The 23,266-nt window shown below is 65.4% G+C and carries 19 protein-coding genes and 1 pseudogene; 15 read left to right on the forward strand and 5 right to left on the reverse strand.

Annotated features, from left to right (window positions below; translation table 11 throughout):
• Positions 1 to 2: 2 nt before the first annotated feature.
• On the reverse strand, positions 3 to 1,346 hold the full coding sequence (locus tag NTD82_RS01375; RefSeq protein WP_262127490.1) for a metal-dependent hydrolase family protein: 1,344 nt from the start codon (positions 1,344 to 1,346) through the stop codon (positions 3 to 5).
• 259 nt (positions 1,347 to 1,605) lie between these two features.
• Between NTD82_RS01375 and NTD82_RS01380 the strand changes: the two genes are divergently transcribed.
• Complete coding sequence (locus tag NTD82_RS01380; RefSeq protein WP_262127491.1) at positions 1,606 to 1,983, forward strand: nuclear transport factor 2 family protein; 378 nt, start codon at positions 1,606 to 1,608, stop codon at positions 1,981 to 1,983.
• A 49-nt stretch (positions 1,984 to 2,032) separates the two neighbouring features.
• Here NTD82_RS01380 and NTD82_RS01385 read toward each other — a convergent pair whose 3' ends face one another.
• Positions 2,033 to 2,971, reverse strand: a complete 939-nt coding sequence (locus NTD82_RS01385) for a LysR family transcriptional regulator (RefSeq protein ID WP_110969514.1) — start codon at positions 2,969 to 2,971, stop codon at positions 2,033 to 2,035.
• A 400-nt stretch (positions 2,972 to 3,371) separates the two neighbouring features.
• Here NTD82_RS01385 and NTD82_RS01390 point away from each other — a divergent pair, with 400 nt between their 5' ends.
• The 12 genes from NTD82_RS01390 to NTD82_RS01445 all read left to right on the forward strand — a co-directional run bounded on the left by NTD82_RS01390 (position 3,372) and on the right by NTD82_RS01445 (position 17,646).
• Positions 3,372 to 5,051: a DUF1302 domain-containing protein gene (locus NTD82_RS01390; protein WP_262127492.1), complete on the forward strand. Its 1,680-nt coding sequence runs from the start codon at positions 3,372 to 3,374 to the stop codon at positions 5,049 to 5,051.
• A 10-nt stretch (positions 5,052 to 5,061) separates the two neighbouring features.
• Entirely contained in the window at positions 5,062 to 6,426 is a 1,365-nt protein-coding gene (locus tag NTD82_RS01395) for a DUF1329 domain-containing protein (RefSeq protein ID WP_095156856.1), read from the forward strand.
• Positions 6,427 to 6,483: 57 nt separating this feature from the next.
• Entirely contained in the window at positions 6,484 to 7,581 is a 1,098-nt protein-coding gene (locus NTD82_RS01400) for a WD40/YVTN/BNR-like repeat-containing protein (protein WP_262127493.1), read from the forward strand.
• A 5-nt stretch (positions 7,582 to 7,586) separates the two neighbouring features.
• Positions 7,587 to 10,010, forward strand: coding sequence for an efflux RND transporter permease subunit (locus NTD82_RS01405; protein ID WP_262127494.1), 2,424 nt, complete (start codon positions 7,587 to 7,589; stop codon positions 10,008 to 10,010).
• Positions 10,003 to 11,196 carry an MFS transporter gene (locus NTD82_RS01410; protein ID WP_262127495.1) on the forward strand — a complete coding sequence of 398 codons (1,194 nt, stop codon included), beginning with the start codon at positions 10,003 to 10,005 and terminating at the stop codon, positions 11,194 to 11,196. The genes NTD82_RS01405 and NTD82_RS01410 overlap by 8 nt, the downstream gene beginning before the upstream one ends.
• Positions 11,197 to 11,206: 10 nt before the next feature.
• On the forward strand, positions 11,207 to 11,974 hold the full coding sequence (locus NTD82_RS01415) for an SDR family NAD(P)-dependent oxidoreductase (RefSeq protein WP_262127496.1): 768 nt from the start codon (positions 11,207 to 11,209) through the stop codon (positions 11,972 to 11,974).
• 12 nt (positions 11,975 to 11,986) lie between these two features.
• The gene (locus NTD82_RS01420; RefSeq protein WP_262127497.1) at positions 11,987 to 12,559 is read left to right on the forward strand and encodes a cupin domain-containing protein; all 573 of its coding nucleotides are present in this window, start codon (positions 11,987 to 11,989) and stop codon (positions 12,557 to 12,559) included.
• Complete coding sequence (locus NTD82_RS01425) at positions 12,556 to 13,548, forward strand: fumarylacetoacetate hydrolase family protein (protein WP_262127498.1); 993 nt, start codon at positions 12,556 to 12,558, stop codon at positions 13,546 to 13,548. Before NTD82_RS01420 ends, NTD82_RS01425 begins: the two co-directional genes overlap by 4 nt.
• Complete coding sequence (locus NTD82_RS01430; RefSeq protein ID WP_262127499.1) at positions 13,539 to 14,525, forward strand: NAD-dependent epimerase/dehydratase family protein; 987 nt, start codon at positions 13,539 to 13,541, stop codon at positions 14,523 to 14,525. The genes NTD82_RS01425 and NTD82_RS01430 overlap by 10 nt, the downstream gene beginning before the upstream one ends.
• A gap of 11 nt (positions 14,526 to 14,536) precedes the next feature.
• Positions 14,537 to 15,331, forward strand: a complete 795-nt coding sequence (locus NTD82_RS01435) for a cyclase family protein (protein WP_262127500.1) — start codon at positions 14,537 to 14,539, stop codon at positions 15,329 to 15,331.
• A 15-nt stretch (positions 15,332 to 15,346) separates the two neighbouring features.
• The gene (locus tag NTD82_RS01440) at positions 15,347 to 16,984 is read left to right on the forward strand and encodes an arylsulfatase (RefSeq protein ID WP_262127501.1); all 1,638 of its coding nucleotides are present in this window, start codon (positions 15,347 to 15,349) and stop codon (positions 16,982 to 16,984) included.
• 257 nt (positions 16,985 to 17,241) lie between these two features.
• Positions 17,242 to 17,646: a hypothetical protein gene (locus NTD82_RS01445; RefSeq protein WP_262127502.1), complete on the forward strand. Its 405-nt coding sequence runs from the start codon at positions 17,242 to 17,244 to the stop codon at positions 17,644 to 17,646.
• A 108-nt stretch (positions 17,647 to 17,754) separates the two neighbouring features.
• Here the strand turns inward: NTD82_RS01445 and NTD82_RS01450 are convergent, their stop codons facing one another.
• Positions 17,755 to 18,690, reverse strand: a complete 936-nt coding sequence (locus NTD82_RS01450; RefSeq protein ID WP_095156866.1) for a VOC family protein — start codon at positions 18,688 to 18,690, stop codon at positions 17,755 to 17,757.
• A gap of 21 nt (positions 18,691 to 18,711) precedes the next feature.
• The gene (locus NTD82_RS01455; RefSeq protein ID WP_262127503.1) at positions 18,712 to 19,869 is read right to left on the reverse strand and encodes an alpha/beta hydrolase family protein; all 1,158 of its coding nucleotides are present in this window, start codon (positions 19,867 to 19,869) and stop codon (positions 18,712 to 18,714) included.
• Between the two features lie 1,252 nt (positions 19,870 to 21,121).
• Here NTD82_RS01455 and NTD82_RS29180 point away from each other — a divergent pair.
• A pseudogene (locus NTD82_RS29180) lies at positions 21,122 to 21,313 on the forward strand (HAMP domain-containing protein); the annotation flags it as partial.
• A gap of 75 nt (positions 21,314 to 21,388) precedes the next feature.
• Positions 21,389 to 22,174, forward strand: coding sequence for a methyl-accepting chemotaxis protein (locus tag NTD82_RS29185; RefSeq protein ID WP_371864300.1), 786 nt, complete (start codon positions 21,389 to 21,391; stop codon positions 22,172 to 22,174).
• A 9-nt stretch (positions 22,175 to 22,183) separates the two neighbouring features.
• On the opposite strand, the gene NTD82_RS01465 is transcribed toward NTD82_RS29185, so the two are convergent.
• The gene (locus tag NTD82_RS01465; RefSeq protein ID WP_095156869.1) at positions 22,184 to 23,107 is read right to left on the reverse strand and encodes a LysR family transcriptional regulator; all 924 of its coding nucleotides are present in this window, start codon (positions 23,105 to 23,107) and stop codon (positions 22,184 to 22,186) included.
• Positions 23,108 to 23,266 lie beyond the last annotated feature (159 nt).

A 23,266-nucleotide genomic window follows, 5' to 3' on the forward strand; every position in this document is an offset into this window, starting at 1 on the left:
GTTCATTGGCTCCATTTGCCGAGTTCCGCAACGCGGCTGCGGGTGTAGAGATCGGTCCACTTCAAGGTGTTGAAGTCCGACACCTGTTTCGGGTTGTAGGCGGTCCGTTGCAGGTTCACCGGTTCGCCGGCTTTGTAGACGGCGTGCAGGCGGTTGCGGTCCTGAAGGATGCGGATGTCATCCAGCGGCGAGCCGTCGAGTATCAGCAGGTCGGCCTGCTTGCCCGGCTCCAGGGTGCCGATGGTTTCACCGCGGGGCATCAGGCGCGCGCCGACGTTGGTCGCGGCAAACAGTGCTTCCGCCGGGGTGAAGTCCAGGCGGCGGACCAGCAGTTCCAGTTCACGGGCATGCCACTCGCCGTAAGGCGTGACTGCAAAGCCGCTGTCGCTGCCGCAGGCAAAGGGGATACCGGCGGCTTTGGCCCGCTTGAGTACCGGCGTACCGACTTCCAGAGTGCGTGCGCAGTAACCGGCGTAGCCGGTGGTGATGGCCGGGTCGTGGGGCTGGCAGAAATCCACGGTGTTCTGCGGGAAGGTCATCGTCGGCGCCAGCACGGTGCCGGCTTCGAGCAAGGCCTCGATGCAGGCGTCGTCCATGTAGAACGCATGAAAGACCAGGTCCACGCCCGCCTTGGCGGCGTACATCACGGCCTCGCGACCGTAGGCGTGAGTGGCCACGCGGCAACCGAGCCGATGGGCTTCCTCGACCATCTCGCGGGTTTCGTCGGCGGTGAAGGCGGCGATGATTTCGCCGTTGGGACGACGCTGGGTGCCGTCCATGGCGATCTTGATCAGGTCCACGCCATCCTTGGCCTGCTTGCGGATTTCCGCGATGGCGTCGGTACGGCTGGTGACCAGCGCGGCGGTGAAGAATTCCGGTGCGCCGACGCGGCTCGGGAACCAGTCGTTGAGGCTCTGCCGGTTGGTGATCACGCGGCTGCTGGCGGCGATTCGCGGCCCGGCGAAAAGCCCCGCGTTGACCGAGTTGCGCACGGCGATGCTGAGTTGGCCGCTGTCGCCGGGACAGACCATGGACGTCACCCCGGCAGCCAGCACGTGCTGGGCGAAGAACAACCCGCGCAGGGCGCGAAATTCGTCACTGGTCCAGATGTCGATATCTTCCTCGCTCTGGGCGTTGCCGAACGCCAGGTGGGTATGCACGTCCACCAGGCCCGGCATGACGAAATCGCCACGGACTTCCCGGTCGCCTGCCGCGGGCCGTGGGGCCTGGGCTGTCGGGCCGACATGGCGGATCACGCCGTTCTCGATGACCAGGGTCTGCTGCTGGCGGACTTCCAGGCTGGTGCCGTCAAACAGGGTGGAGCAGTGCAGGTGCAGGGCGCTCATGGTTGTGGATCTCCTCGTCTTGTTTGCCCCGGAGGCTAGGGCGCCACTGCCTTGATGCACTATCAGATGCTATCGATGGCGAACCATCGACGCCGTGGATAGCTGGCGCAAGCCGCGCAGGGCCTGGGCGCGAGAGGAAAAACAGCGGGGCCGAGCAGGTATCGGGAGTGGCGATGCCAGGCATGGGGATTGGCGATTTTTCCCCGGGGCGTGGTGAGGCGAGGATGCGCCTCCCAATCACCTCGGAAGGAAAATGCCCATGAATGTTGTTGATGACCTCCTGCGACGGGAAGCCGAACGCCAGCGCGCGCTGGTCGAAGAAGACCATGCCGGGCTCGAAGGTCTGTTTGCCGATGAGCTGGTGTATGTCCATACCACCGGACTGGTGCAGGACAAGGAGCAGTACCTGGATTATGCCCGGCAAGCGGTGCGTTACCTGGCGGTGGAGCGGGGTGAGCTGACGGTTCGCCTGTTTGGCGACAGCCTCGCGTTGATGAGCGGGCCGCAGTGCAATCTGCTGCAGAAGCGCGGAGGTGGCGAGCCGGTGCGCGCCGAAGGGTTTGCCACGCAAGTCTGGGTGAGGGAGGACGCCGGTTGGCGCATCGCCTCGTTCCATGGCACTCGCACCGCGGGCTAGGCAAACACCGCCCCGACGCCGGCGCGGCGCTCGGGGTGGCGGGGCGGTTTCAGCCGGTTGCCAGCCAGTCGCCTTCCTGCTGGTCGATGCGCTGGATGCAGTCGCGGATGCGCTCGCGCAACCAGCGGTGCATGGGGTCGCCCTCCATGCTCCGGTGCCAGAGCATGAATTCGCGCATCACCGGGATTTCCATCGGCGTCGGCAGGATGCGCAGGGGCAGGTAGCGCGCATAAAGCCGGGCCAGGCGACGGTGCATGGTCGCCAGGCGCGGGGTGCCCACCAACAATTGCGGCAGGGTGTTGAAGTCGTTGCTGATCACCTCCAGCCGGCGGTTGACGCCGTACTGGTTCATGATCCAGTCCTCGATGCTCAGGTGCCGGTTGCGGCCGAAGCCCACCGAGATGTGGCCCATCTCCAGGTACTGCTCCAGCGTCAGCGAATCGCCGACGGCGGGGTTGTCGCGCCACACCACGCAGACATGGTCTTCCTCGAACAGCAACTGCGCGGGATGGTCGTCGATGATGTAGCGCTCGGGGACGATCATCATGTCCACCTCGCCGCGCATCAGCAATTCACCACTGTTGTCGCCGGGGCTGATGATCTCGAAGGTGATGTGCGGCGCTTGCTGGTGGATCTTCTGAATGACCTGGGCGAACAGCACGCTGATCAGGTAATCCGAGGTCACCAGGCGAAAATGCCGCTTGCTGCTGGCAGGGTCGAACACCGGGCGTGCCGTGATGGACGAGCGGATGGTCAGCAGCACTTCACGCACCGGTCCCGCCAGTTCCAGCGCATAGGGGGTGGGCTGCATCTTGCGCCCGACCTGCACCAGCAATTCGTCTTCGAAGAATGTCCGCAGGCGGCCCAGCACACCGCTGGTGGCCGATTGGGTCATGTGCAGGCGCTCGGCGGTGCGGGTGATGTTCTGCTCTTCCAGCAGCACATCCAGCGCGACCAGGAGATTGAGGTCCAGGTGGTGAAAACGCATGGTGATGGCTCGCGGTTCTTGTAGTTGTTTTGCCGATACCTTCCCGTCGCTCCCGCGTTGCGTCAATCCCCCGGTTCCCCTGAAAAGCGGCAAATGCCCGGCGCCATGGCCCGCCGCACAGGTATCGCGATTGCCGATGCCTGGCATCCCCGTTGGCGATGGATCCGGTCGCTCACGCCCCGTGTAACGGCGCGTTTCAGGTATCGCGCTGCTCGATAGGTCACATCCCGACAAGCGATTAGTCAGAGGCGGCAGCGCAAGTCAACCTGTGCCCGTCGCCCGGTCTATCCCGCCGGGTGGCGCCACCTCGGCATTTCGACCGTACCGGTCCGGCTGCCTTACCGGCCGGTGGTGGCTGAGAAAAAAATGCCAACAAAAACAATAAAAGAGGGTTAGTTCGATGGCTATTCGCTCCATCGCCGCATCGCGGCGTGCGCCCTTCACCCTGACGCTCGCGGCGGCGCTGGTAATCGGTCTTCCGTCTGCCCAGGCGTTCGAGATCCAGACCGGCAACCCCGACCTGAGCCTGCGTTGGGACAACACCATCAAATACAGCGCCGCCTGGCGCACCCAGGACCAGAGCAGCAAGCTCACCACGGGCCAGGTCGCCCTGAACCAGGACGACGGTGACCGCAACTTCAACAAAGGCCTGATTTCCAACCGCCTCGACATCCTCTCGGAACTGGACATCGGTTACCGCGATTTCGGCGCACGCGTCAGCGGTGCCGGCTGGTTCGACACCGAGTACCAGAAGGACAACGACAACAACGATCCGTCCCGGGCCAACGTGCGCTCGGTGGCCTATGACCAGTTCAGCGACGACACCCGTCACCTGCACGGCGGCGATGCCGAGTTGCTGGATGCATTTGTGTACTGGAACGGCGACGTGGCGGATCGCGCCGCCTCGGTACGGCTCGGTCGTCACGGCCTGATCTGGGGCGAGAGCCTGTTCTTCGGCGCCAACGGCATTGCCGGCGGCATGGCCCCGGTGGACGTGGTCAAGGCCGTGTCGGTGCCCAACACCCAGTTCAAGGAAATCACCCGTCCGGTCAGCCAACTCTCCGGCACCTTTCAACTGACCGACGCGCTCTCGCTCGGCGCCTACTACCAGTTCGAATGGGAAGAAACCCGGCTGCCGGGGGCCGGCAGTTATTTCTCGGTCAGCGACACCATTGGCGAGGGTAACGAGCGCCTGATCACCGGCGCACCGTTCCCGGCGTTCCTCGGTGGCAATCCGAACAGCCCGGCGGCGTTCTTCCACGGCAACGACAAGGAAGCGAAAAGCTCGGGGCAGGGCGGCCTGCAGTTGCGCTACACCGCCGACACCGTCGAGTACGGCCTTTACGCCATCCAGTACCACGACAAGTCGCCCAAGCTGTACCTCAAACCCAACGCCACCGGCCCGAACTTCGCCACCGGGCAGATCGGCGAGTACTACTGGGTTTACCCGGAGGATATCCGCGCACTGGGCGCCAGCTTCGCCACCAGCGTCGATGAATTCAGCTTCGCCGGTGAGGCGTCGATGCGCTGGAACATGCCGCTGGTGTCCAACGGCCAGACCGTCACGCCGGGCATGGTCGCGGACAACGACGACCACCCGCTGTATGCCGTCGGCCGCACCGCGCACCTCAACCTGAACATGATCGCCTCGCTGGGCCCGTCGTTTATCGCCAATGAGGCCAGCCTGGTGGGCGAGGTCGCCTGGAACCGCCTGCTCAGCGTGACGAAGAACCGCGCCGCGCTGGACCCGGGCGCCACCGACGATGGCGTCGGCCTCAAGCTGGTCTACACCCCGACGTATCGCCAGTTGTTCCCCGGCATCGACCTGAGCGTGCCGCTGGGCATCAGCTACTTCCCCATGGGCAAGTCGGCGGTGGTCGGCAGTTTCGGCCCTGACCGCGGTGGTGATTTCAACGTTGGCGTCACCGCCACCTACCTCGACCGGGTCACGTTCGGCCTGACCTACACCCACTACTACGGCCCCGAGGACACCAACCTCAATTCGCTGTCGCAGTTCACCTTCAAACAAGCACTGAAAGACCGGGACTACCTGGCCTTCTCGGTTAAAACAACATTCTGAGGGGACGTTCATGACCTTGCCTTTTTCTCTCAAGACCTTCTGCGTCGCCGTGCTCGGCGCCGCGGCCCTGAGCCTGCAACCGGCCCAGGCCGCCAGCCCCGATGACCTCGGCAAGCAGTTGACGCCCATGGGCGCCGAGCGCGCCGGCAACGCTGACGGCAGTATCCCGGCCTGGGATGGCGGCTACACCAAGGTGGATCCGTCCTTCAAACAGGGCGGCACGCGCAGCGATCCCTTCAGCGGCGACAAGCCGCTGTACAGCATCACCGCGAAGAACCTCGACCAGTACGCCGGCAAGCTCAGCGATGGCACCAAGGCCATGTTCAAGCGCTACCCGGAGAGCTACCGCATCGACGTCTACCCGACCCGCCGCAGCGCCGCCGCACCGCAATGGGTCTATGACAACACGCTGAAAAATGCCCGCGACGCGAAGCTGGTGGACAGCAGCGCCGGGCCGGTGCCGGAAGGTGCTTATGGCGGCATCCCGTTCCCGCTGCCGAAGAATGGCGCGGAGGCGATGTGGAACCACCTGCTGAACTGGCGCGGGACTTCGCTGGCCATGGATTTCCGGCACTACCTGATGACCGCCGACGGCGCCCAGGTGATGACCACCGACGGCAAGGCCATCCAGGAAATGCCGTACTACTACCAGGACGGTAACGCCGCCAGTTTCGATGGTGATTACTGGCTGTTCCGCCTGCTCAACGTCGGCCCGGCGCTGCGGGCCGGCGAGCAGATCATGGGCCGCACCAACATCAACGGCGACAAGTCCCAGGCCCACGTCTACCTGACCGGCCAGCGCCGCGTGCGCAAGTTGCCCAACGCCTGTTGCGACACGCCGACGCCGGCCACCGCCGGGGTCATGTCGTTCGATGAACTCAGCGTGTTCCAGGGCCGCATGGACCGCTTCGACTGGAAGCTGGTGGGCAAGCAGGAGATGTACATCCCCTACAACACCAACAAGATCCAGACCGCCGCGAAACCCGAGGACCTGTTCGCCAAGCACCACCTCAACCCCGACTACGTGCGCTGGGAACTGCACCGGGTCTGGGTGGTGGAAGCCGACCTGGCGCCGGGCAAGCGCCACCAGTTGCCGAAAGGCCGCTACTACCTCGACGAGGACACCTGGCAGGCCATGCTCGGCGACCGTTGGGATGCCAATGGCCAACTGGCCAAGACCCTCTGGTCGCTGCCGTCGGTAATGCCTGACCTGCCCGCCGTGGCCCAGTTGTCCTCGGGCTTCTACGACCTGGTGTCCGGGGCCTGGTTTATCCAGAACCTCTACACCGGCAAGGACCAGCAATACGCCATCGTCGATCGCTACAAGGCCGCCGAGTTTTCCCCGGCCGCCATGGCCGGACGCGGCGTGCGCTGATGAGCCGAGGGGAGGGCGCCCGTCGTCCTCCCGTCCAGGACTGGAATCGAGGTAGATATGAACAGAGTGCTTCAGTTGAGCGGCCTGTTGCTGGCCCTCGCCTTGCCGATGGCGTCGCAATGCTTCGCCCAGGCGTCGCTGCATCGGCTGACGGTGGGCGATGTGCTGGAGAGCCCGGCGAGCCAGGTGCCGAACCCGCAGCGGGCGGTGTACACCGCGCTGGCGCGGGCCGGCGAGCGGCTGGTGGCGGTGGGGGAGCGCGGGCTGGTCCTGCTGTCCGATGACAATGGCCGGCAATGGCGGCAGGTGCCGGTCCCGGTATCGGTGGGCCTGACGGCCGTGCAGTTCGCCGATGCGCGCAGTGGTTGGGCGGTGGGGCACGCCGGGGTGGTGCTGGCGACCCGCGACGGCGGCGAAAGCTGGGTCCTGCAACTGGACGGAAAGGATGCTGCTCGACTGGAGCTGGAGGAAGCCACACGGGCCTTGCCCGGCGCGGCGGATCAGGCGGCGCAGTCGCGCCTGGAGACCGCGCAGCGCATCGCCGCGGAACAACCGGACAAACCGTTCCTGGCCATCGCCGCCAGCGATGCCGCCAACGTGCTGGTGGTCGGCGCCTATGGCCTGGCCATGCGCAGCACCGACGGCGGCGAGCATTGGCATTCGCTGATGGGCCGCATCGATAACCCGGACGGCTTGCACTTGTACGCCGTCGCCCGCCAGGGCGAGGCCTGGGTGCTGGCCGGCGAGCAGGGTTACCTGGCCCGTTCCGCCGACGGCGAAGACTTCCAGCCATTACCCAGCCCTTACGGCGGCAGCCTGTTCACCCTGGCACCGCGGGGTGATGGCGCGCTGCTGATCGGCGGGCTCAAGGGCAATGCCTTCGTGCTCGCGGCCGACGCGCAAGAAGCCGAAGCCCTGCCGGCCCTGGCGCCGGTGTCGTTCAGCGACGCCATCACCCTGGGCGACGGCCGCGTGCTGTTGGCCAACCAGGCGGGCGGCTTGTTCGCCAGCTCGCCCGATGGCTTTGCCGCCGTCTTCGAGCCGCTGCGCAAACCGGTGTCGGCCGCCATCCAGGCCGCCGATGGCAGCCTGGTGTTCGCCGGCTTTACCGGGCTCTCGCGCGTCGCGCCGCCCGCTGTTTCCGCTTCGGAGTGACCTTCATGAATTGCGCTAGCCGCCCTCCCGCCGACAGCGGCCCGGAGGCGTTCGATCCCCGTTCCGGCTCGCTGGTCGAGCGGGCCTTGTTCAACCACCGCCACTGGGTCCTGCTGCTGTGCCTGCTGACCACCGTCCTGCTGGGCTGGCAGTCGGCACGCCTGGAACTCAATGCCAGCTTCGAGAAGATGATCCCGACCGGGCATCCCTACATCGCCAATTACCTGGAGCGGCAGCAGGAGCTGTCGGGCCTGGGCAACGCCTTGCGCATTGCCGTGGCGAACCCCAAGGGCGATATCTATGACGCCGGCTACCTGCGCACGCTGCAGGCCCTGAGCGAGCAGATCTACCTGCTGCCGGGCGTCGATCGCGCCTACATGAAATCGCTGTGGACCCCGGCGACCCGCTGGGTCTCGGTCACCGAGGACGGCCTGGATGGCGGTCCGGTGATCCCGGACGACTACGACGGCAGCCCGAAGTCCCTCGGCGAACTGCGGCGCAATGTGCAGTTGTCCAACGAGATCGGCCAACTGGTGGCGTTCGACCAGCGCTCGAGCATCATTTACGTGCCGTTGCTGGCCCGCACCCCGGACGGCCAGGCGCTGGACTACGCGGTGCTGTCCGAGCGGCTGGAAGCCTTGCGGGCGAAGTTCCAGGGCGACAGCGTCGACATCCACATCACCGGCTTCGCCAAGAAAGTCGGCGATCTGATCGAGGGGCTGCAACAGATCCTGCTGTTCTTCGCCGTGGCCATCCTGATTACCACCGCGGTGCTCTACGCCTACACCCGCTGCGTGCGCAGCACCTTGCTGGTGGTGGCCTGTTCGCTGGTGGCGGTGGTCTGGCAACTGGGCCTGCTGCCCTTGCTGGGCTTCCAGCTCGACCCCTATTCGGTGCTGGTGCCGTTCCTGGTGTTCGCCATCGGCATGAGCCACGGCGCACAGAAAATGAACGGCATCATGCAGGACATCGGCCGCGGCATGCACCGCGTGGTGGCGGCGCGCTTCACCTTCCGCCGGCTGTTCCTGGCCGGGCTGACGGCCTTGCTCTGCGATGCGGTGGGTTTCGCCGTGCTGATGATTATCCAGATCAAGGTCATCCAGGACCTGGCGATCATCGCCAGCATTGGCGTGGCGGTGCTGATTTTCACCAACCTGATTCTGCTGCCGGTGCTGCTCTCTTACGTTGGCGTCAGCCCACGCGCCGCCGAGTTGAGCCTGCGCAGCGAGCGGGCCGAGGAGAGCGGCAAGGCGCGTCATCCGTTCTGGCGTTTTCTCGATCTGTTCACCCGCAAGCCTTGGGCGAAGCTGTGCATTGGCGTCAGCCTAGTCATGGCCGTGCTCGGTTTTCTGGTCAGCCTGCACCTGGCCATCGGTGACCTCGATGCCGGTGCGCCGGAGCTGCGCGCCGACTCGCGCTACAACCGTGACGATGCCTTCATGACCCAGGCCTACGGCGCCAGCAGCGACCTGTTCGCGATCATGGTGCAGACCCCTGCGGGGGCCTGTGCCCGGTACGACGTGCTGCGCAAGGTCGATGAACTGGATTGGCAACTGCGCAGCCTGCCGGGCGTGGACTCTACCAATTCGCTGGCGCTGCTCAATCGGCGGATGCTGGTCGGGCTGTCCGAAGGCAACCCGAAATGGTACGAGCTGCAGAACAACCAGGCGATGCTCAACATGATCACCGCCAGCGCGCCGCGCGGCTTGTACAACGAGTCTTGCAGCCTGTTGACGCTGTACGTCTACCTCAGCGACCACAAGGCCGAGACCCTGACCCGGCTGGTCGAGCATGTCGAAGGCTTCGCCGCGGCCAATGACACCGACGAGGTGAAGTTCCTCCTCGCCGCCGGCAACGCCGGGATCGAGGCCGCCACCAATATCGTCGTGCGCGAGGCCAACCGCGAGATGCTGTTCTGGGTCTACGGGGCGGTGATCCTGCTCTGCCTGGTGACCTTCCGTTCCTGGCGCGCCACGGTCTGCGCGGTGATTCCGCTGATGCTCACCTCCATCCTGTGCGAGGCGCTGATGGTCTGGCTCGGCATCGGGGTCAAGGTCGCCACGCTGCCGGTGATCGCCCTCGGGGTAGGGATCGGGGTCGATTACGCGCTGTACGTGATGAGCATCCTGCTCGGCCATCTGCGCCAGGGCGCGAGCCTTTCCGAGGCGTATTACCGTGCCCTGGTGTCCACCGGCAAGGTCGTCATGCTGACCGGCGTGACGCTGGCCATCGGCGTCGGCACCTGGATGTTTTCCCCCATCAAGTTCCAGGCCGACATGGGCGTGCTGCTGGCCTTCATGTTCGTCTGGAACATGGTCGGCGCGCTGGTGCTGCTGCCGGCGTTGGCGCGCTTTCTGTTGCCGGTGCGCAACCGGCCCGGGCAGGACGCCGCGCAAGCGTCCGCCACCAAGGAGGTGACCCATGCGTAATCAAGCCCAGGCGGGCCTGCCGCAATCGCTGTTGCTGTTGCTCGGCAGTTGCCTGCCCGTGTTGGGTGCCGTGCTGTTGGCGCCGGTGCTGCCGCGCATGCACGAGCACTTTGCCAACGATCCACTGGTCGCCGTGCTGGTGCCGGTGAGCCTGACCATCCCGGCGCTGGTGATTGCGTTGTTGGCGCCCTTCGCCGGACTGATCGCCGATCGCCTCGGGCGCAAGCCCTTGCTGCTGGGTTCGATGCTGCTGTACAGCCTGTTCGGCCTGTTGCCGCTGTGGCTGGAATCGTTGCCGGCGATCGTCGCCAGCCGCGCCGGCCTGGGCCTGGCGGAGGCGGGAATCATGACTTGCTGCACCACACTGATTGGCGACTACTACCAGGGCGCCCGGCGCGAGCGTTTGTTCGCCTTGCAGATGGTTTGCACCTCGCTGTCGGCGGCGGTGTTCATCAGCGTTGGCGGCGCATTGGGACAGGACGACTGGCGCACCCCTTACACCTTGTATGGCGTCGGCCTGCTGTTTTTGCCGCTGATGGCGTGGCTGTTGTGGGAGCGCGAGACGTCCTCGATCCCGCTGGAGGCCGAACCCTCCGGGTTCCCCTGGAGCACCTTGCTGCCGCTGTACCTGTTCAGCTTGCTGGCCGGCGCCAGCCTATTCATCGTGCCGGTGCAGGCGGGCTTTTTGCTGGGGCTGTTGCAGGTCGATTCGCCGCAGCAGATCGGCATGGTGATGGGCGCCAACCAGTTGGGCGTGATGCTCGGCGCCCTGAGTTTCCGCCTGTTCCATCGCTGCGCCCGGCAACACTTGTTGCTGCTGGCCTTCGTCACCGCCGGGCTTGGCGGATGGTTGATGGCGCGTGCCGGTGACCCAGCGTTGCTGACCCTCGCAGTCGCTCTCAATGGCCTGGGGATCGGGCTGATGTTGCCGACGCTGATTACCTGGATCATGTCCCGGGCCAGTTTCGCCCAGCGTGGGCGGGCGACCGGCGGTTTCACCGCCGCGCTGTTCGCCGGCGAATTTGCCAGCCCGCTGCTGGTGCTCGGGCTGACCGGAGGCAATCACCAGGCACTGCCGGACGCGCTGGCGCTGGTGGGGTTGGCGCAACTGCTCCTGGCCGTGAGCTGCCTGCTGTTGCCGCGCTTGATCGCGTCGCGGGCGGTGCCTGCGCCGACCTTGCCGTGAGGGCGCGAACATGAACGTCCATCCGCTGTTTTCCCTCGCAGGCAAACGCGCCCTGATAACCGGCGGCACCCGCGGCATCGGCCTGGCCATCGCCCGCTTGTACGGGCAGGCCGGCGCCCGCCTGGTGATCAGTAGCGAGAACCAGGAGGACTGCCAGCGGGTTGCCGCCGAGCTGAGCGAGGAGGGCTTCGACGCCAGCGCGTTCGCTGCCGACCTGGCTGACCGTCAACAGGTCCTGGCCCTGGCCCGTCAGGCGGGCGCCGTCGATGTGCTGGTGTGCAACGCCGGCGTGGCGCCGCACTTCGGCCCGTTGCACAGCATCGACGAGCCGCAGTGGCGTACCACCCTCGGCGTCAATCTTGAAAGTGCGCTGTGGCTGAGTGCTGCCCTGTTGCCCGGCATGGCCGAACGCGGCGGCGGCAGCGTGGTGCTGATGGCAAGCATCGCCGGTGTGCGCGGCAACAAGGCGCTCGGCGCGTATGGGCTGACCAAGGCGGCGCTGGCGCAGTTGGCGCGCAACCTGGCGGTGGAGTGGGGGCCGGCCGGTATCCGGGTCAACGCCATCAGTCCGGGGGTGATCGAAACCGCCTTTGCCCGCCCGATGACCGACAACCCCGACATCATCCAGCGCCGTCTGGCGCTCACCCCGCTGCGCCGTGTCGGCACGGCCGACGAGGTCGCTGCACTGGCCTTGCTGCTCGCCACACCCGGCGGCGCCTTCATCAGTGGACAGAATCTGATCGTCGATGGTGGAACCACCATTGGCGATGGCAATTGAACGGAGTACCCCATGCAATCACTTCCCCCCTTCAAACGCGTCGTCACCGGTCACAGCGCCGCAGGCACGGCGCTGGCGGCGCTGGTCGGCGCGGTGCCCAACAGCTTCGATCTCAAGGCCGTGCCCGGTACGGTTTTTCATGAGGTCTGGAACAGCGATACCAGCCCGGCGGCGCTGGACAACGGCGCGGACCCGACGCTCAAACCGCTGGTGCTGAGCCCTGCAACGCTGGGCAGCCTGATCCGCGTCGTGGACATCCCGCCCGACAGCGTGCAGAACCAGGTCAGCGACGCCAGCGCCGCGGCGGTGTTTGCCGAAATCGGCCAGGCCCATGCCGGCACTGGCCAGCGCGATTCGAAGCACAAACTGATGCACCGCACCGAAACCCTCGATTACGGCATCGTCACCGAAGGTGAGGTGTGGCTGGTGCTGGACGATGAGGACGTGCACCTCAAGCGCGGCGACATCGTTGTCCAGCGCGGCACCAATCACGCCTGGAGCAACCGCACCGATGCGATGGCACGGATGGTCTTCATCCTGCTCGACGGGCGTTATGCCGACAGCCTGCGGGAGGTGCTGCCATGAAGCTGGCGACCTTGGCCGACGGCAGCCGCGATGGTCGCCTGCTGCTGGTTTCCCGGGACCTGGGCCGGGCGGTGGAAGTCACCGATATCGCCACGACGTTGCAGGCGGCCATCGACGATTGGGCCCGCGTCGAGCCTGTGTTGCAGGCGCGCTACGAGGCCTTGAACCACGGCGATATCGAAGGCGCCTTCGCCTTCGATCCAGAGCAGGTCATGGCGCCGTTGCCGCGCGCCTGGCAATGGCTCGATGGCTCGTGCTTTCTCAGCCATGGCGAGCTGATGCAGCGGGCGTTTCACCTCGACCCCATCGAAGGGGTCGAAGACACGCCGCTGATGTACCAGGGCGCGGGCGATGACTTCCTCGGGCCGCGCCAGGACATCGCGTTGCCCAGCGAAGCCCATGGCATCGATTTCGAAGGTGAGTTCGCGGTGCTGGTGGGCGAAGTGCCCATGGGCTGTTCCGCCGCCGATGCGCTGAAGCATGTGCGCTTGATTCTGCAAGTCAACGACGTCAGTTTGCGGGCGCTGGCGCCACGGGAAATGAAGACCGGTTTCGGCTTCATCCAGGCCAAGTCGTCCTCCAGCTTTGCGCCGGTGGCCGTGACCCCGGACGAACTGGGCGAGGACTGGCGGGACGGCCGCGTGCACCTGCCGCTGAACGTGACCCGCAATGGCGAGTGGTTCGGTCATCCACACGGCGGCGCGATGCACTTCGGCTTTCACCGCTTGATCGCCCATGCGGCCCTGACCCGGCGCTTGAGCGCCGGCACCCTGATCGGTTCCGGCACCGTCTCCAACGCCGATCGCAGTGTCGGCTCGGCGTGCATCGCCGAACGTCGCGCGGTGGAGATGATCGAGCACGGCGCGCCCCGCACCGCGTTCATGCACTTCGGCGAGCGGGTGCGCATGGAGGTCCGCTGCCGTGACGGCGCGGCGCTGTTCGGCAGCATTGACCAGCAGGTGGTCGAGGCAGGTGCGCCATGCGCGTGATGGTCACCGGCGCCGCGGGCTTTCTCGGTCGCCAACTGGTGCAGCGCCTGCTGGCGGAGGGGCAACTGCGCGGGCGTCGCATCGAGGCGCTGATCCTGCTTGATCAACGTCTCGACGGCTTTCCCGACGACCGCCGCCTGCGCCATCTGAGCGGCAGCATCACCGACCCTGCGCTGCTGCGCCGGGGGCTGGCCGATGGCGTCGATGTGGTCTTCCACCTGGTCAGCATCGCCGGAGGCGCCGCCGAGGAAAACTATGGCCTGGGCCGGCAGGTGAACCTGCTCGCCAGCCTGCAGTTGCTGGATTTGCTGCGTAATGCGCAACAGCCGCCGGTGCTGGTGTACGCCAGCAGCGTGGCGGTCTACGGCGGCGACTTGCCGGCGCGGATGGACGAGCACTATCGGCCGCGACCGGCGCTGTCCTATGGCGCTCATAAGCTGATGATCGAAAACCACCTGAACGATCTTGGCCGGCGCGGCGAGGTCGATGGTCGCGCCTTGCGCTTGCCCGGCATCGTCGCCCGGCCGGGTGACGGCAACGGCCTGCGCTCGGCGTTCATGAGCGTGCTGCTGCAGCGTTTCGCCTCGGGCGAGCCGTATGTGTGTCCGGTATCCGCCGACGCCACTTCGTGGTGGATGTCCGCGTCCTGCTGCGTGGACAACCTGCTGCATGCCGCCGGGTTCGACCTGGCGGCGGATGCGCCGTCGCGGGTCTGGCAACTGCCGGTCTTGCACCTGTCCATTGGCGACGTGGTGGATGCCCTGGCCGAGGTCTTCGGCGAGGAGCGCCGGTCGCTGGTCAGCTTCCAGCCGGATGCGGCCCTGGAAGCCCTGTTCGGACGTTTTCCAGCGTTGCGCACCCCGTTGGCCCGCGAGCGTGGCTTTCGTCACGACGGCACGGCACGGGCACTGGTGCGCCACGCCCTTGACCTTACTCAACGTCCGCGCGTTCCACGCGTGGACGCCGCAACCGCTTGAGAGGAACTGCGATGACTCTGCCCCTGACCCGAAAGCGCCGCCTGGTCGATCTGTCGGTAACCCTGGACAACAACCCCTACACCGACCCGCCGCCGCTGCTGCCGAAAATCGACTACATGGACCACCAGCAAGGCTGGCCGGAAATGGCCGCGATGTTCCCCGGCCTGACCCTCGATCAGATGCCCGGACAGGAATCCTGGGCCGCCGAGCGCCTGTCGATCACCACCCACAGCGGCACGCACATGGATGCGCCCTGGCACTACGCCTCGACCACCGACGGTGGCAAGCCGGCCTTCGGCATCGATGAGCTGCCGCTGGACTGGTGCCTGCAACCGGGGGTGAAGCTGGACTTCCGGCACCTGCCCGATGGCCATATCGTCAGCGCCGCCGAGGTCGAGGCCGAACTGCAACGTATCGGTCACGCGTTGCAGCCGCTGGACATCGTGCTGATCAACACCCGCGCCGGCAGCCTGTTCGGCCAGCCGGGCTACCTGGATGCGGGGATCGGCATGGGCCGCGAGGCGACCCTGTACCTGCTCGATCGCGGTGTGCGCGTGGTCGGCACCGACGCCTGGAGCTGGGATGCGCCGTTCAGCTTTACCCGCCAGCGCTTCGCCGAGAGCGGTGATGCGTCGATCATCTGGGAAGGGCACAAGGCGGGTCGCGACATCGGCTACGGGCAGATGGAAAAGCTCGCCAATCTCGACGGCTTGCCGGCCAATGGTTTTCTGGTGTCGTGCTTCCCGTACAAGATCAAACACGCCTCCGCCGGGTTTGTCCGTGCGGTTGCCATCTTCGAAGAATAAAAAAGTGAGGTTCGCATGCGTTTTCCCTTTCTCCTGGCCGCGCTGGCATGCGCGGCGCCGACTTTTGCTGCGACTGCCGAGCGGCCGAATATCCTGCTGATCGTCGCCGATGACCTCGGCTATTCCGATCTCGGCGCCTTTGGTGGCGAGATCGACACGCCAGTGCTGGATCAACTGGCGTCCACAGGGCTGCAACTGACCAACATGTACGCGGCCCCGACCTGCTCGCCGACCCGCTCGATGCTGATGTCCGGCACCGACAATCACCTGGCCGGGCTGGGCACCATGGCCGAGGGCATCCAGCCGTTCCAGCAGGGCAAACCGGGCTATGAGGGCTACCTCAACCAGCAGGCCCATTCGATTGCCGAGCTGCTGCGCGACGGCGGCTATCGCACTAGCATGGTGGGCAAATGGCACCTCGGCCTCACGCCCGAGCAGGGCCCTGACCGACGCGGCTTCGAGCAGTCGTTCACCTTGCTCGAAGGCGGTGGCGTGCACTTCAAGCCACCGGCGCAGGCTACGGCGAAAATCGAGCAGATCACCTACCGCGAGAACGGCAAGCCGGTGGAACTGCCGGACGATTTCTACTCCTCGGACTTCTACACCGACAAGCTGATCGACTACCTGCGCCAGGGCCAGGGCAGCGGCAAGCCGTTCTTTGCCTACGCCGCCTACACCTCGCCGCACTGGCCGTTGCAGGCGCCGGATGCCTGGCGGGACATTTACCGCGGGCGTTACGACGAAGGCTACGACAAGGTCCGCGAGGCGCGGATCGAGCGGCTGCGGGAGAAGGGCCTGCTACCGGCGGACTTTGTGGCGGCGCAGCGTTTGCCGGTGGCGCCGAACCTGCCTGGCTGGGAGCAACTGAGCGCGGATCAGCGCCGCGTTGAAGCGCGCAAGATGGAGATCTACGCGGCGATGGTCGGCAACCTCGACCACAACATCGGCCGGCTGCTGGACTACCTGAAAAGCACCGGGCAGTACGACAACACCCTGATCGTGTTCATGTCCGACAACGGTGCTGCCGGTGAACGGCATGAGCAGTTCTACCCGGCGGGGCCGGATACCGATAACCGGCTGGAGAACCTCGGCCGACGCGGTTCGCAGGTCGACTACGGTCTGCGCTGGGCGGAGGTCAGTGCTGCGCCGTTGCGTCTGTTCAAGGGCAGCACTGCCGAGGGCGGCATCAGCGTGCCGGCCATCATCCATCTGCCGCAGGCGCTGGCTCGCCAAGGGCTGGAGCGCAGCGTGGCGCGGGTCGATGACCTGGCGCCGACCTTCCTCGCGCTCGCCGGCCTGCCAGATCCGGGTGATCGCTACCAGGGGCAGCCGAAGCATCCGATCACCGGTCGCTCGATGGTGCCGATGCTGGAAGGCAAGGCGCCGGCATCGCCTGTGCTGGCGGGTGAATTGTTCGGCAGCCTGTATTACCGCGAAGGCAACCTGAAACTGCTGGGGCTGCGCCCCTGGACCATGCCGGGCGAGGCGCCGCAGCCTTTGCGCTGGCAACTGTTCGACGTCGCCCGTGACCGCGGCGAGGTCGAGGATATTGCCGCACGGGAGCCGGAGACGTTCGAGCGATTGAAGCGTGCATGGCAGGAGTACGCGCAGAGGGTTGGTGTGGTCTTTCCACCTCAGGCCAAGGCGCCTTGAGCCGGACGGGTGTCGTCCTCGGCGGTGTGCAGCCCTACAGTATTGCTGTCTATGTGCCCAAGAAATGGGCGCTATACAGCGCCGACGTCATGACCTGCCACTGACGGAGTATTCCAGGCGGATCACCGGAACCTTCCTACATCTATTCCTTTTCCTCCTTGTTAGCGTACTCGGCCATTCCCCATGTCCTACCACCAAGGAGGCGCTGAGCCAGCCGTACCATGGGGTTCGGAATATGAAAAAAAGGAAATGAAGTTGTGACGGTTACGCCGAAAACGGTGCTGCGCCTCTGGGGCGGTCTGGATGTTTTTTATGTGCTTTGGTACTGCCTGAAGAATGTAACTGAGGGGCGAGCCCCGTATGTGTCGGACTTCTACCATATGCTGCAATTGGGCGGTCAGATCGGTTGGCCCTTGCTGAACATGGGAATTCTTGCCTGGGTTCTCCAAGTATCGTTGCTGATAAGTGGCATTTTGCTGCTGTGTGGCTATGGGCCGGCGCGGTATATCGCGTTTGCACAAGTTCCCTTTCGGATGCTTTTTCTCTACCCGTCACTGTTACTGGTTTTGGAGGTGGCGGGTTATCAGTCCGCTTTGCTGTTTTTGGCGCTGGTGGTCGCGTTTGAATACCTGAAAGTCCGGAGTCTCTGGAAACGCTCCTGAGGCCGCATACAGCCGTTAGAAGTTTAGATATCCATGCCTTCAAGGGCAGTGTGAACCAAAAAAAGGGGCGTCTTCCGACGCCCCGATTCACCACGTTAAAACCCCGACTCAGTGCTTGGCAGGCGGTCCGCCTGGGAACCATTTCTCCTGATAGTGGAAGAGGAAATACTGCGAGTTGTCCGCGCCGGGTGCGGCGGTGCGGGCGGTCCAGTGTTCGTCATGCAGGTCCATGTCGGCGTCGTATTCGACATGGCAGCCCATGGGGCTGTTGAAGTACCAGAACCAGTTGGAACCCAGTTGGTGGCGTCCCGGTCCCCAGAACGATTCATACCCTTTTTCCACGAACCGGGTGCCGGCCACCAGCACTTCGGTCGGGCCGCCCATATGGAAGGTGAAGTGCTCGATACCCTTCATGAACGGTGGCGTCTGGATCAGGAACAGGGTGTGGTGGTCCTGGGTTCCGCCCGGGCGCAGGAACGGGCCGGTGTCGGCGAAACGGTCGGTGCAGACGAAACCGAGGCGCTGGTAGAAGGCCTCCGCCTTGGCCGGATCGGGAACGAAATACACCACGTGGGAAAGGCTGCGCGGCAGCGCCGGCATGTCGTCGCTGGCGCCCAGCGCGTTGATCGGCCGTGCGGCAGGCGCGCCCGGCGCATGGCTGGCTTCGCCAGGCAGTTCGAGGGTGCGGCGCTGGGTGATGCGAAAGCCCAGGGCGAAGCCCATGTCGTCCACACAGCGCAGCACGCCGTCTTCGCCGCGCACTACCTCGCGGTCCTTGCTCAGTTCGGCTTCGATGGCCTGCAGGGTGGCTTCGTCAGCCACGCCATACACGGTTTCCCGCAGGGTCGTGGCGGTTTCCATCGCCGCCGGCAGGCGCGGGTCGTTGCGCGGGCGGATCAGCACGCCGGTGCCGTCCAGGGCTTCGAGGTAGCCGCCGTTTTCGTCCAGGTTGCAAGGCTTGAGACCGTAGTCGGTCATGTACTGCACGCAGTCGGCGACGTTGTCGACGCCGAACACCAGGTAATCGGGTCCGATGATGTTCATGATCTTTTATCTTCTCTGCATTCAGGCGGTGCGGCCGCCGAGGTTCTCGGCAACCCAGTCGGCGATGAACTGGCCAGCGTTGATGGAGTTGTCGAAGCTGGAGTGCTGCACGCCGCCTTCGCGGGAGGTGAAAATCTTCAGTTCGCGTTTCGGGCTGTTGACCAGTTGCTCGTAGGTGCGGTGCGCCCACTTGAGCGGAATCTGCGAGTCCTGTTCGCCGTGGGTCACCAGGAACGGCACGCGGATTTTTTCCACCACGCCGTCGAGGTGGACGTTCTCGGCGATCTGCATGAACTCTTCGATGTCCTTGCCACCCCAGACCCAGCGAACGTGCTCCCAGTAATGCGGAACCGGGAAGCTGCCTTCACGCTCCAGGCGGCGCTTCTGCACGTCGCGCCAGTCGTGGTTGGCGCCCCACACCACGCCGCAGGCGAAGCGCGGTTCGAAGGCCACGGCGCGCGGGCAGTAGTAACCGCCGAGCGACACGCCTTCGCAGCCGATGCGTTTTGCATCGATGTCCTGGCGGTCTTCCAGCCAGTCGACCACGCGGCTGGCCCAGTGCTCGGCGTCGTAGCGCGCCTTGAGGTCATGCAGGCGCAGCGCCTCGCCGGTGCCCGGCTGGTCGATCAGCAGCGAGGCGATGCCACGCTTGGCCAGCCAGGCCGGCAGGCCGACGCGGTATTTCATCTCTTTGGTGGAGTCCAGGCCGTTGAGCTGGACCAGGATCGGCGCCGGGCCGCTGACGCCTTCGGCACGCACGTAGAGGCCGGAGATCACTTTGCCTTCGTACGGAATTTCGACACGCTCGCAGTTCTCTTTCGACAGCGCCACGCCGCGGGCGAAGGTGTCGAGAAAGCGCTGGTAGAGCGCCATGCGGCCGGGGGCACCGTGAGCCTGGAGGCGTTCGCACGTCAGGTAATAGGTCGCGGCGCGGTTGTATTTTTCGCCGGCGGAGAGCAGCCGCCCGAGCGCTTCATCCTCGCGGGCCATGTCGCAGAGCTTGTCGGCCATCTCGGCCCAGGTCTGACGAAAGGCCCGTGTGCCTTCGGCGTCGGGTTGCTTGGCGGCCTCCAGCAGGGGCTCGCACATTTCAACGATCTCGCCGATGCGTGCGCCCATTTCCAGGGCCAGGTTCACCGACAGGTTCCAAACGTAGTTGGTCGGGAAGTAGCGGAACATAGTGTTTTCCTTCTTGTTATGCGGATCGCCAGCAGCTTCGGGCGCGCAAGGCAGGTATCGACGGCACGCCGTCAGGCCACCGCTGATGACGCGAAGCAGGCGACGACCACCCTTCGGGCGGTGATTGCAAGCTCGCATGGGGTCAGGAAGTGGACAAATCGCTTGTTCGGATGCCAGCTATCTGGGGCGGCGATACCTGGGCGCGAGGCGGTTGCAGGCATGGCGATTACCGATGGTTCGCATCGCCAGTCTCGATTGGTTGCCTGCAAGTGGGGGAGGCTAGGGTACGCGGCCGTGCACGACGCGCAGGTTCCCAAGGAGGATGCCCTTGTCTGTTACCACCGTATTCGAAACGCTCCCGACCACGACGATTGGCGCCACGCTGGGCCGGCTCAGTGTTGGCGGCAAGTTGTCGCTGGGTTTTGCCCTGGTACTGTTCTGCACCCTGGGCATGGGGCTGGCCGCCTGGTATGCGCTGCAGGTCAATCAGGCGAGCAGCGCCCGCTTGAGTGCGCTGGAGCGCTTGCACAATCACCTGGTGCAGGCGAGGCAAGCCGAGAAGGAATTCGCGCTGCTCGCCGGTCCTGAATCAGCCAATCGCCTGGAGAGCGCTTTGCACCTGTTGCAGGGCCAGGTGGCCGAGGCTCAGTCCGGGGAGGCGTTCGAGCGCACCTTGCGTGAGCGCAGCGACGACTACCTGCAAGGGTTCCGCGCGTATGCAACCGCACGGCTGCAAGCCCAGGACGCGCGACTGCGCATGCAGGCGCTGGCGCAGAGTGCGGGTCAGCGATTTGCCGCGCTGTTCATCGATCAACTGGACGATATCAATACCGGGCTGGAGCATGACCGACCGCCAGACGCGACGGCCATGCAGCTTCTGGAAGATGCCGCGACGTTGCGCGAGCGCCTGGCCAATCTGCGCGACAGCGAGCTGTACTTCATCCTCGATCCGCAGCAGCGCTATCGCGATGACTGGGTCAACCGGGTCAGTGAACTCGGCAGCGCCTTGAGCAATCTGGCCGCGCAACTGGAGGGCGATCGCCGTCTAAGCCTGGGCGAAGCCGCCACGGCGCTGGAGGAATACCGACAGGCGTTCCTGCGCTACATCAGCAGCGGTGAGCAGGCCGTGGCGCAGCAGGGCAGCATGAACACCTCGGCGCAGCAGGCGATTCAGGCACTGGATGATGAGCGCGCGCGGGCATCCAGCGCCTGGGAGACGCAGCGCCGGCGTCTGGACCTGCAATTGGCGGCGATGCTGGTTCTGGCATTGCTGTCGAGCGTGAGTGCCTGTGTGCTGATCCGCCGCTCGATTGCCGTGCCGGTGCGGCAGATGCTGGCGCTGGCCCAGCGGGTTGCCGCGGGGGATTTGCAGGGGCGTCCGCCGCGTCTGGGGCGCAGTGATGAGCTGGGGCAATTGAACGACGCGATTGGCGTGATGCTGCAGGCGCTGCGCGAATTGGTCGGGCGGATCGGCGAGGATGCCGATCAGCTCGATGCTGCCGCCGAAACCCTGGCCGAGATGGTTGAGCGCACCGGCCGTGGTGTTAGGGCCCAGCGCCAGCAAACCGGCGATGTGCTGCACGCCATGCAGGCGATGACCCAGTCGACCGTCCAGGTCAACCAGCGGGTGGATGGCAGCCAGGCCAGTCTGGGCGAGGCCAGTGCCTTGATTCACGAGGGCGACCGGCTGGTGCGCGAGGCGAGCCAGAGCCTGCAACGGTTGTCACTGGAAATGGGCGCCGGGACCGTCGCCATGCAGCTTTTGCAAAGCCAGAGCGAGGCCATCACGGGCGTACTGGATGTGATCAGCGCGGTCGCCGAGCAGACCAACCTGCTCGCCCTCAATGCCGCGATCGAAGCGGCGCGGGCCGGTGAACATGGCCGCGGTTTCGCCGTGGTGGCGGACGAGGTTCGCGGGCTGGCCAGCCGCACCCGCGCCTCCACGGGCGAAATCGACGGCATGATCCAGCGTCTGGGCCAGGTCACCCGCGACGCCGCGGCCAGCCTGGAGGACAGCCAGCGCCTGACCGGCGAAGGCGTGGAATTGACCGCGCGGGCCAGCGAGGTTCTGGCGGCGATTACCACCAGCATTGTCGAGGTCGAGAACGCCGGCCGGCACATCGCCGAGGCGGCGCGGACCCAGCATCATCTGGCGGGTCGTGTGGACGGTGCGGCGGGAGAGGTCGAGCGGGTGGTGGAGCAGAATGCCGAGGATTGCGCCCGTCTCGAAGAGGCCTGCGGCAGCCTGCAGCGCCTCAGCGCCAGCCTGGGGCAGGCGCTGGGAGCGTTTCGTCGCGGCGCCTAGCGCAGGTGTTCAAGCGGCCAGCGGCGTGGTCGGGCGGCTGGCCATCTCCAGCAGTTTTTCGCGCAGCCAGGCGAGCACCGGGTCGCGGTCGAGGCTGCGATGCCAGCTCATGTACTCCTGCATGGCGGGGAGATTGACCGGTGGCGGCACGATGCGCAGTGGCAGGTTGCGCGCGTAGAGACGGGCCAGGCGGCTGTGAACCGTGGCAACCCGTTGGGTGCCGATGACCAGTTGCGGCAGGGTGTTGAAGTCGTGGGTGATCACCTCGATGCGGCGTTTGCAGCCGTACTCGGTCATGAACCATTCTTCGATGCCAGGCGTGCGGCTGCGGCCGAACACCACCGAAACGTGCCCCAGCTCCAGGTACTGCTCCAGCGTCAGGCGGTCACCCACCGCCTGGTTGTCCTGGCAGATCACGCAGACATGCTGCTCCTCGAACAGCAACTGCGACGGGTGCTCCTTCACGATGTAGTGCTCCGGGGCGATCATCAGGTCGACCTCGCCGCGCATCAGCATTTCCCGGGCGGTTTCGCCGGGGCTGATCAGTTCGAAGGTGACCATCGGCGCCTGCTGGTTGATCTCGCGGATCACCTCGGCGAACAACACGCTGATCAGGTAGTCCGAGGCCATGATGCGGAAATGGCGCTTGCTCTCGGCGATGTCGTGCACCGGCTTGGCGGTGATCGAGGTCTGAATTTTCAGCAGCACTTCACGCACCGGAATTTCAAGGTCGCGGGCCAGGGGCGTGAGCATCATCTTGCGTCCGACCTGGACCAGCAAGTCGTCCTCGAAGTAGGTCCGCAAGCGACCGAGTACGCCGCTGGTGGCCGATTGAGTCATGTGCAGACGCTCGGCGGCACGCGTGATGTTCTGCTCTTCGAGCAATACATCCAGCGCCACCAGGAGGTTCAGATCCAGGTGTTTGAAGCGCATGGCAGGCACTCTCTTGTTGTATTTATTTTCGCGATACCCTGCATCCCCAGTAACGATTAGTCAAATTGTTCGCGTGTTTCTAGCCTGTGCTTCCAGGCTCCCGATGGTGGCCGTCGCGTGAGCCGGAAAAGGCTGTGGCGACGGGCCCGGAGGGCCGGT

The organism is Pseudomonas sp. 5P_5.1_Bac1 (assembly GCF_025466015.1).
GTDB lineage: Bacteria > Pseudomonadota > Gammaproteobacteria > Pseudomonadales > Pseudomonadaceae > Aquipseudomonas.

Coding starts and splice junctions, on each gene's coding strand:
- NTD82_RS01390 (WP_262127492.1), top strand. CDS start 3,372: ATGGCTATTCGCTCCATCGCCGCATCGCGGCGTGCGCCCTTCACCCTG.
- NTD82_RS01440 (WP_262127501.1), top strand. CDS start 15,347: ATGCGTTTTCCCTTTCTCCTGGCCGCGCTGGCATGCGCGGCGCCGACT.
- NTD82_RS01405 (WP_262127494.1), top strand. CDS start 7,587: ATGAATTGCGCTAGCCGCCCTCCCGCCGACAGCGGCCCGGAGGCGTTC.
- NTD82_RS01385 (WP_110969514.1), bottom strand. CDS start 2,971: ATGCGTTTTCACCACCTGGACCTCAATCTCCTGGTCGCGCTGGATGTG.
- NTD82_RS01380 (WP_262127491.1), top strand. CDS start 1,606: ATGAATGTTGTTGATGACCTCCTGCGACGGGAAGCCGAACGCCAGCGC.
- NTD82_RS01450 (WP_095156866.1), bottom strand. CDS start 18,690: ATGAACATCATCGGACCCGATTACCTGGTGTTCGGCGTCGACAACGTC.
- NTD82_RS01415 (WP_262127496.1), top strand. CDS start 11,207: ATGAACGTCCATCCGCTGTTTTCCCTCGCAGGCAAACGCGCCCTGATA.
- NTD82_RS01425 (WP_262127498.1), top strand. CDS start 12,556: ATGAAGCTGGCGACCTTGGCCGACGGCAGCCGCGATGGTCGCCTGCTG.
- NTD82_RS01410 (WP_262127495.1), top strand. CDS start 10,003: ATGCGTAATCAAGCCCAGGCGGGCCTGCCGCAATCGCTGTTGCTGTTG.
- NTD82_RS01400 (WP_262127493.1), top strand. CDS start 6,484: ATGAACAGAGTGCTTCAGTTGAGCGGCCTGTTGCTGGCCCTCGCCTTG.
- NTD82_RS01455 (WP_262127503.1), bottom strand. CDS start 19,869: ATGTTCCGCTACTTCCCGACCAACTACGTTTGGAACCTGTCGGTGAAC.
- NTD82_RS01395 (WP_095156856.1), top strand. CDS start 5,062: ATGACCTTGCCTTTTTCTCTCAAGACCTTCTGCGTCGCCGTGCTCGGC.
- NTD82_RS01375 (WP_262127490.1), bottom strand. CDS start 1,346: ATGAGCGCCCTGCACCTGCACTGCTCCACCCTGTTTGACGGCACCAGC.
- NTD82_RS29185 (WP_371864300.1), top strand. CDS start 21,389: ATGGTTGAGCGCACCGGCCGTGGTGTTAGGGCCCAGCGCCAGCAAACC.
- NTD82_RS01430 (WP_262127499.1), top strand. CDS start 13,539: ATGCGCGTGATGGTCACCGGCGCCGCGGGCTTTCTCGGTCGCCAACTG.
- NTD82_RS01420 (WP_262127497.1), top strand. CDS start 11,987: ATGCAATCACTTCCCCCCTTCAAACGCGTCGTCACCGGTCACAGCGCC.
- NTD82_RS01435 (WP_262127500.1), top strand. CDS start 14,537: ATGACTCTGCCCCTGACCCGAAAGCGCCGCCTGGTCGATCTGTCGGTA.
- NTD82_RS01465 (WP_095156869.1), bottom strand. CDS start 23,107: ATGCGCTTCAAACACCTGGATCTGAACCTCCTGGTGGCGCTGGATGTA.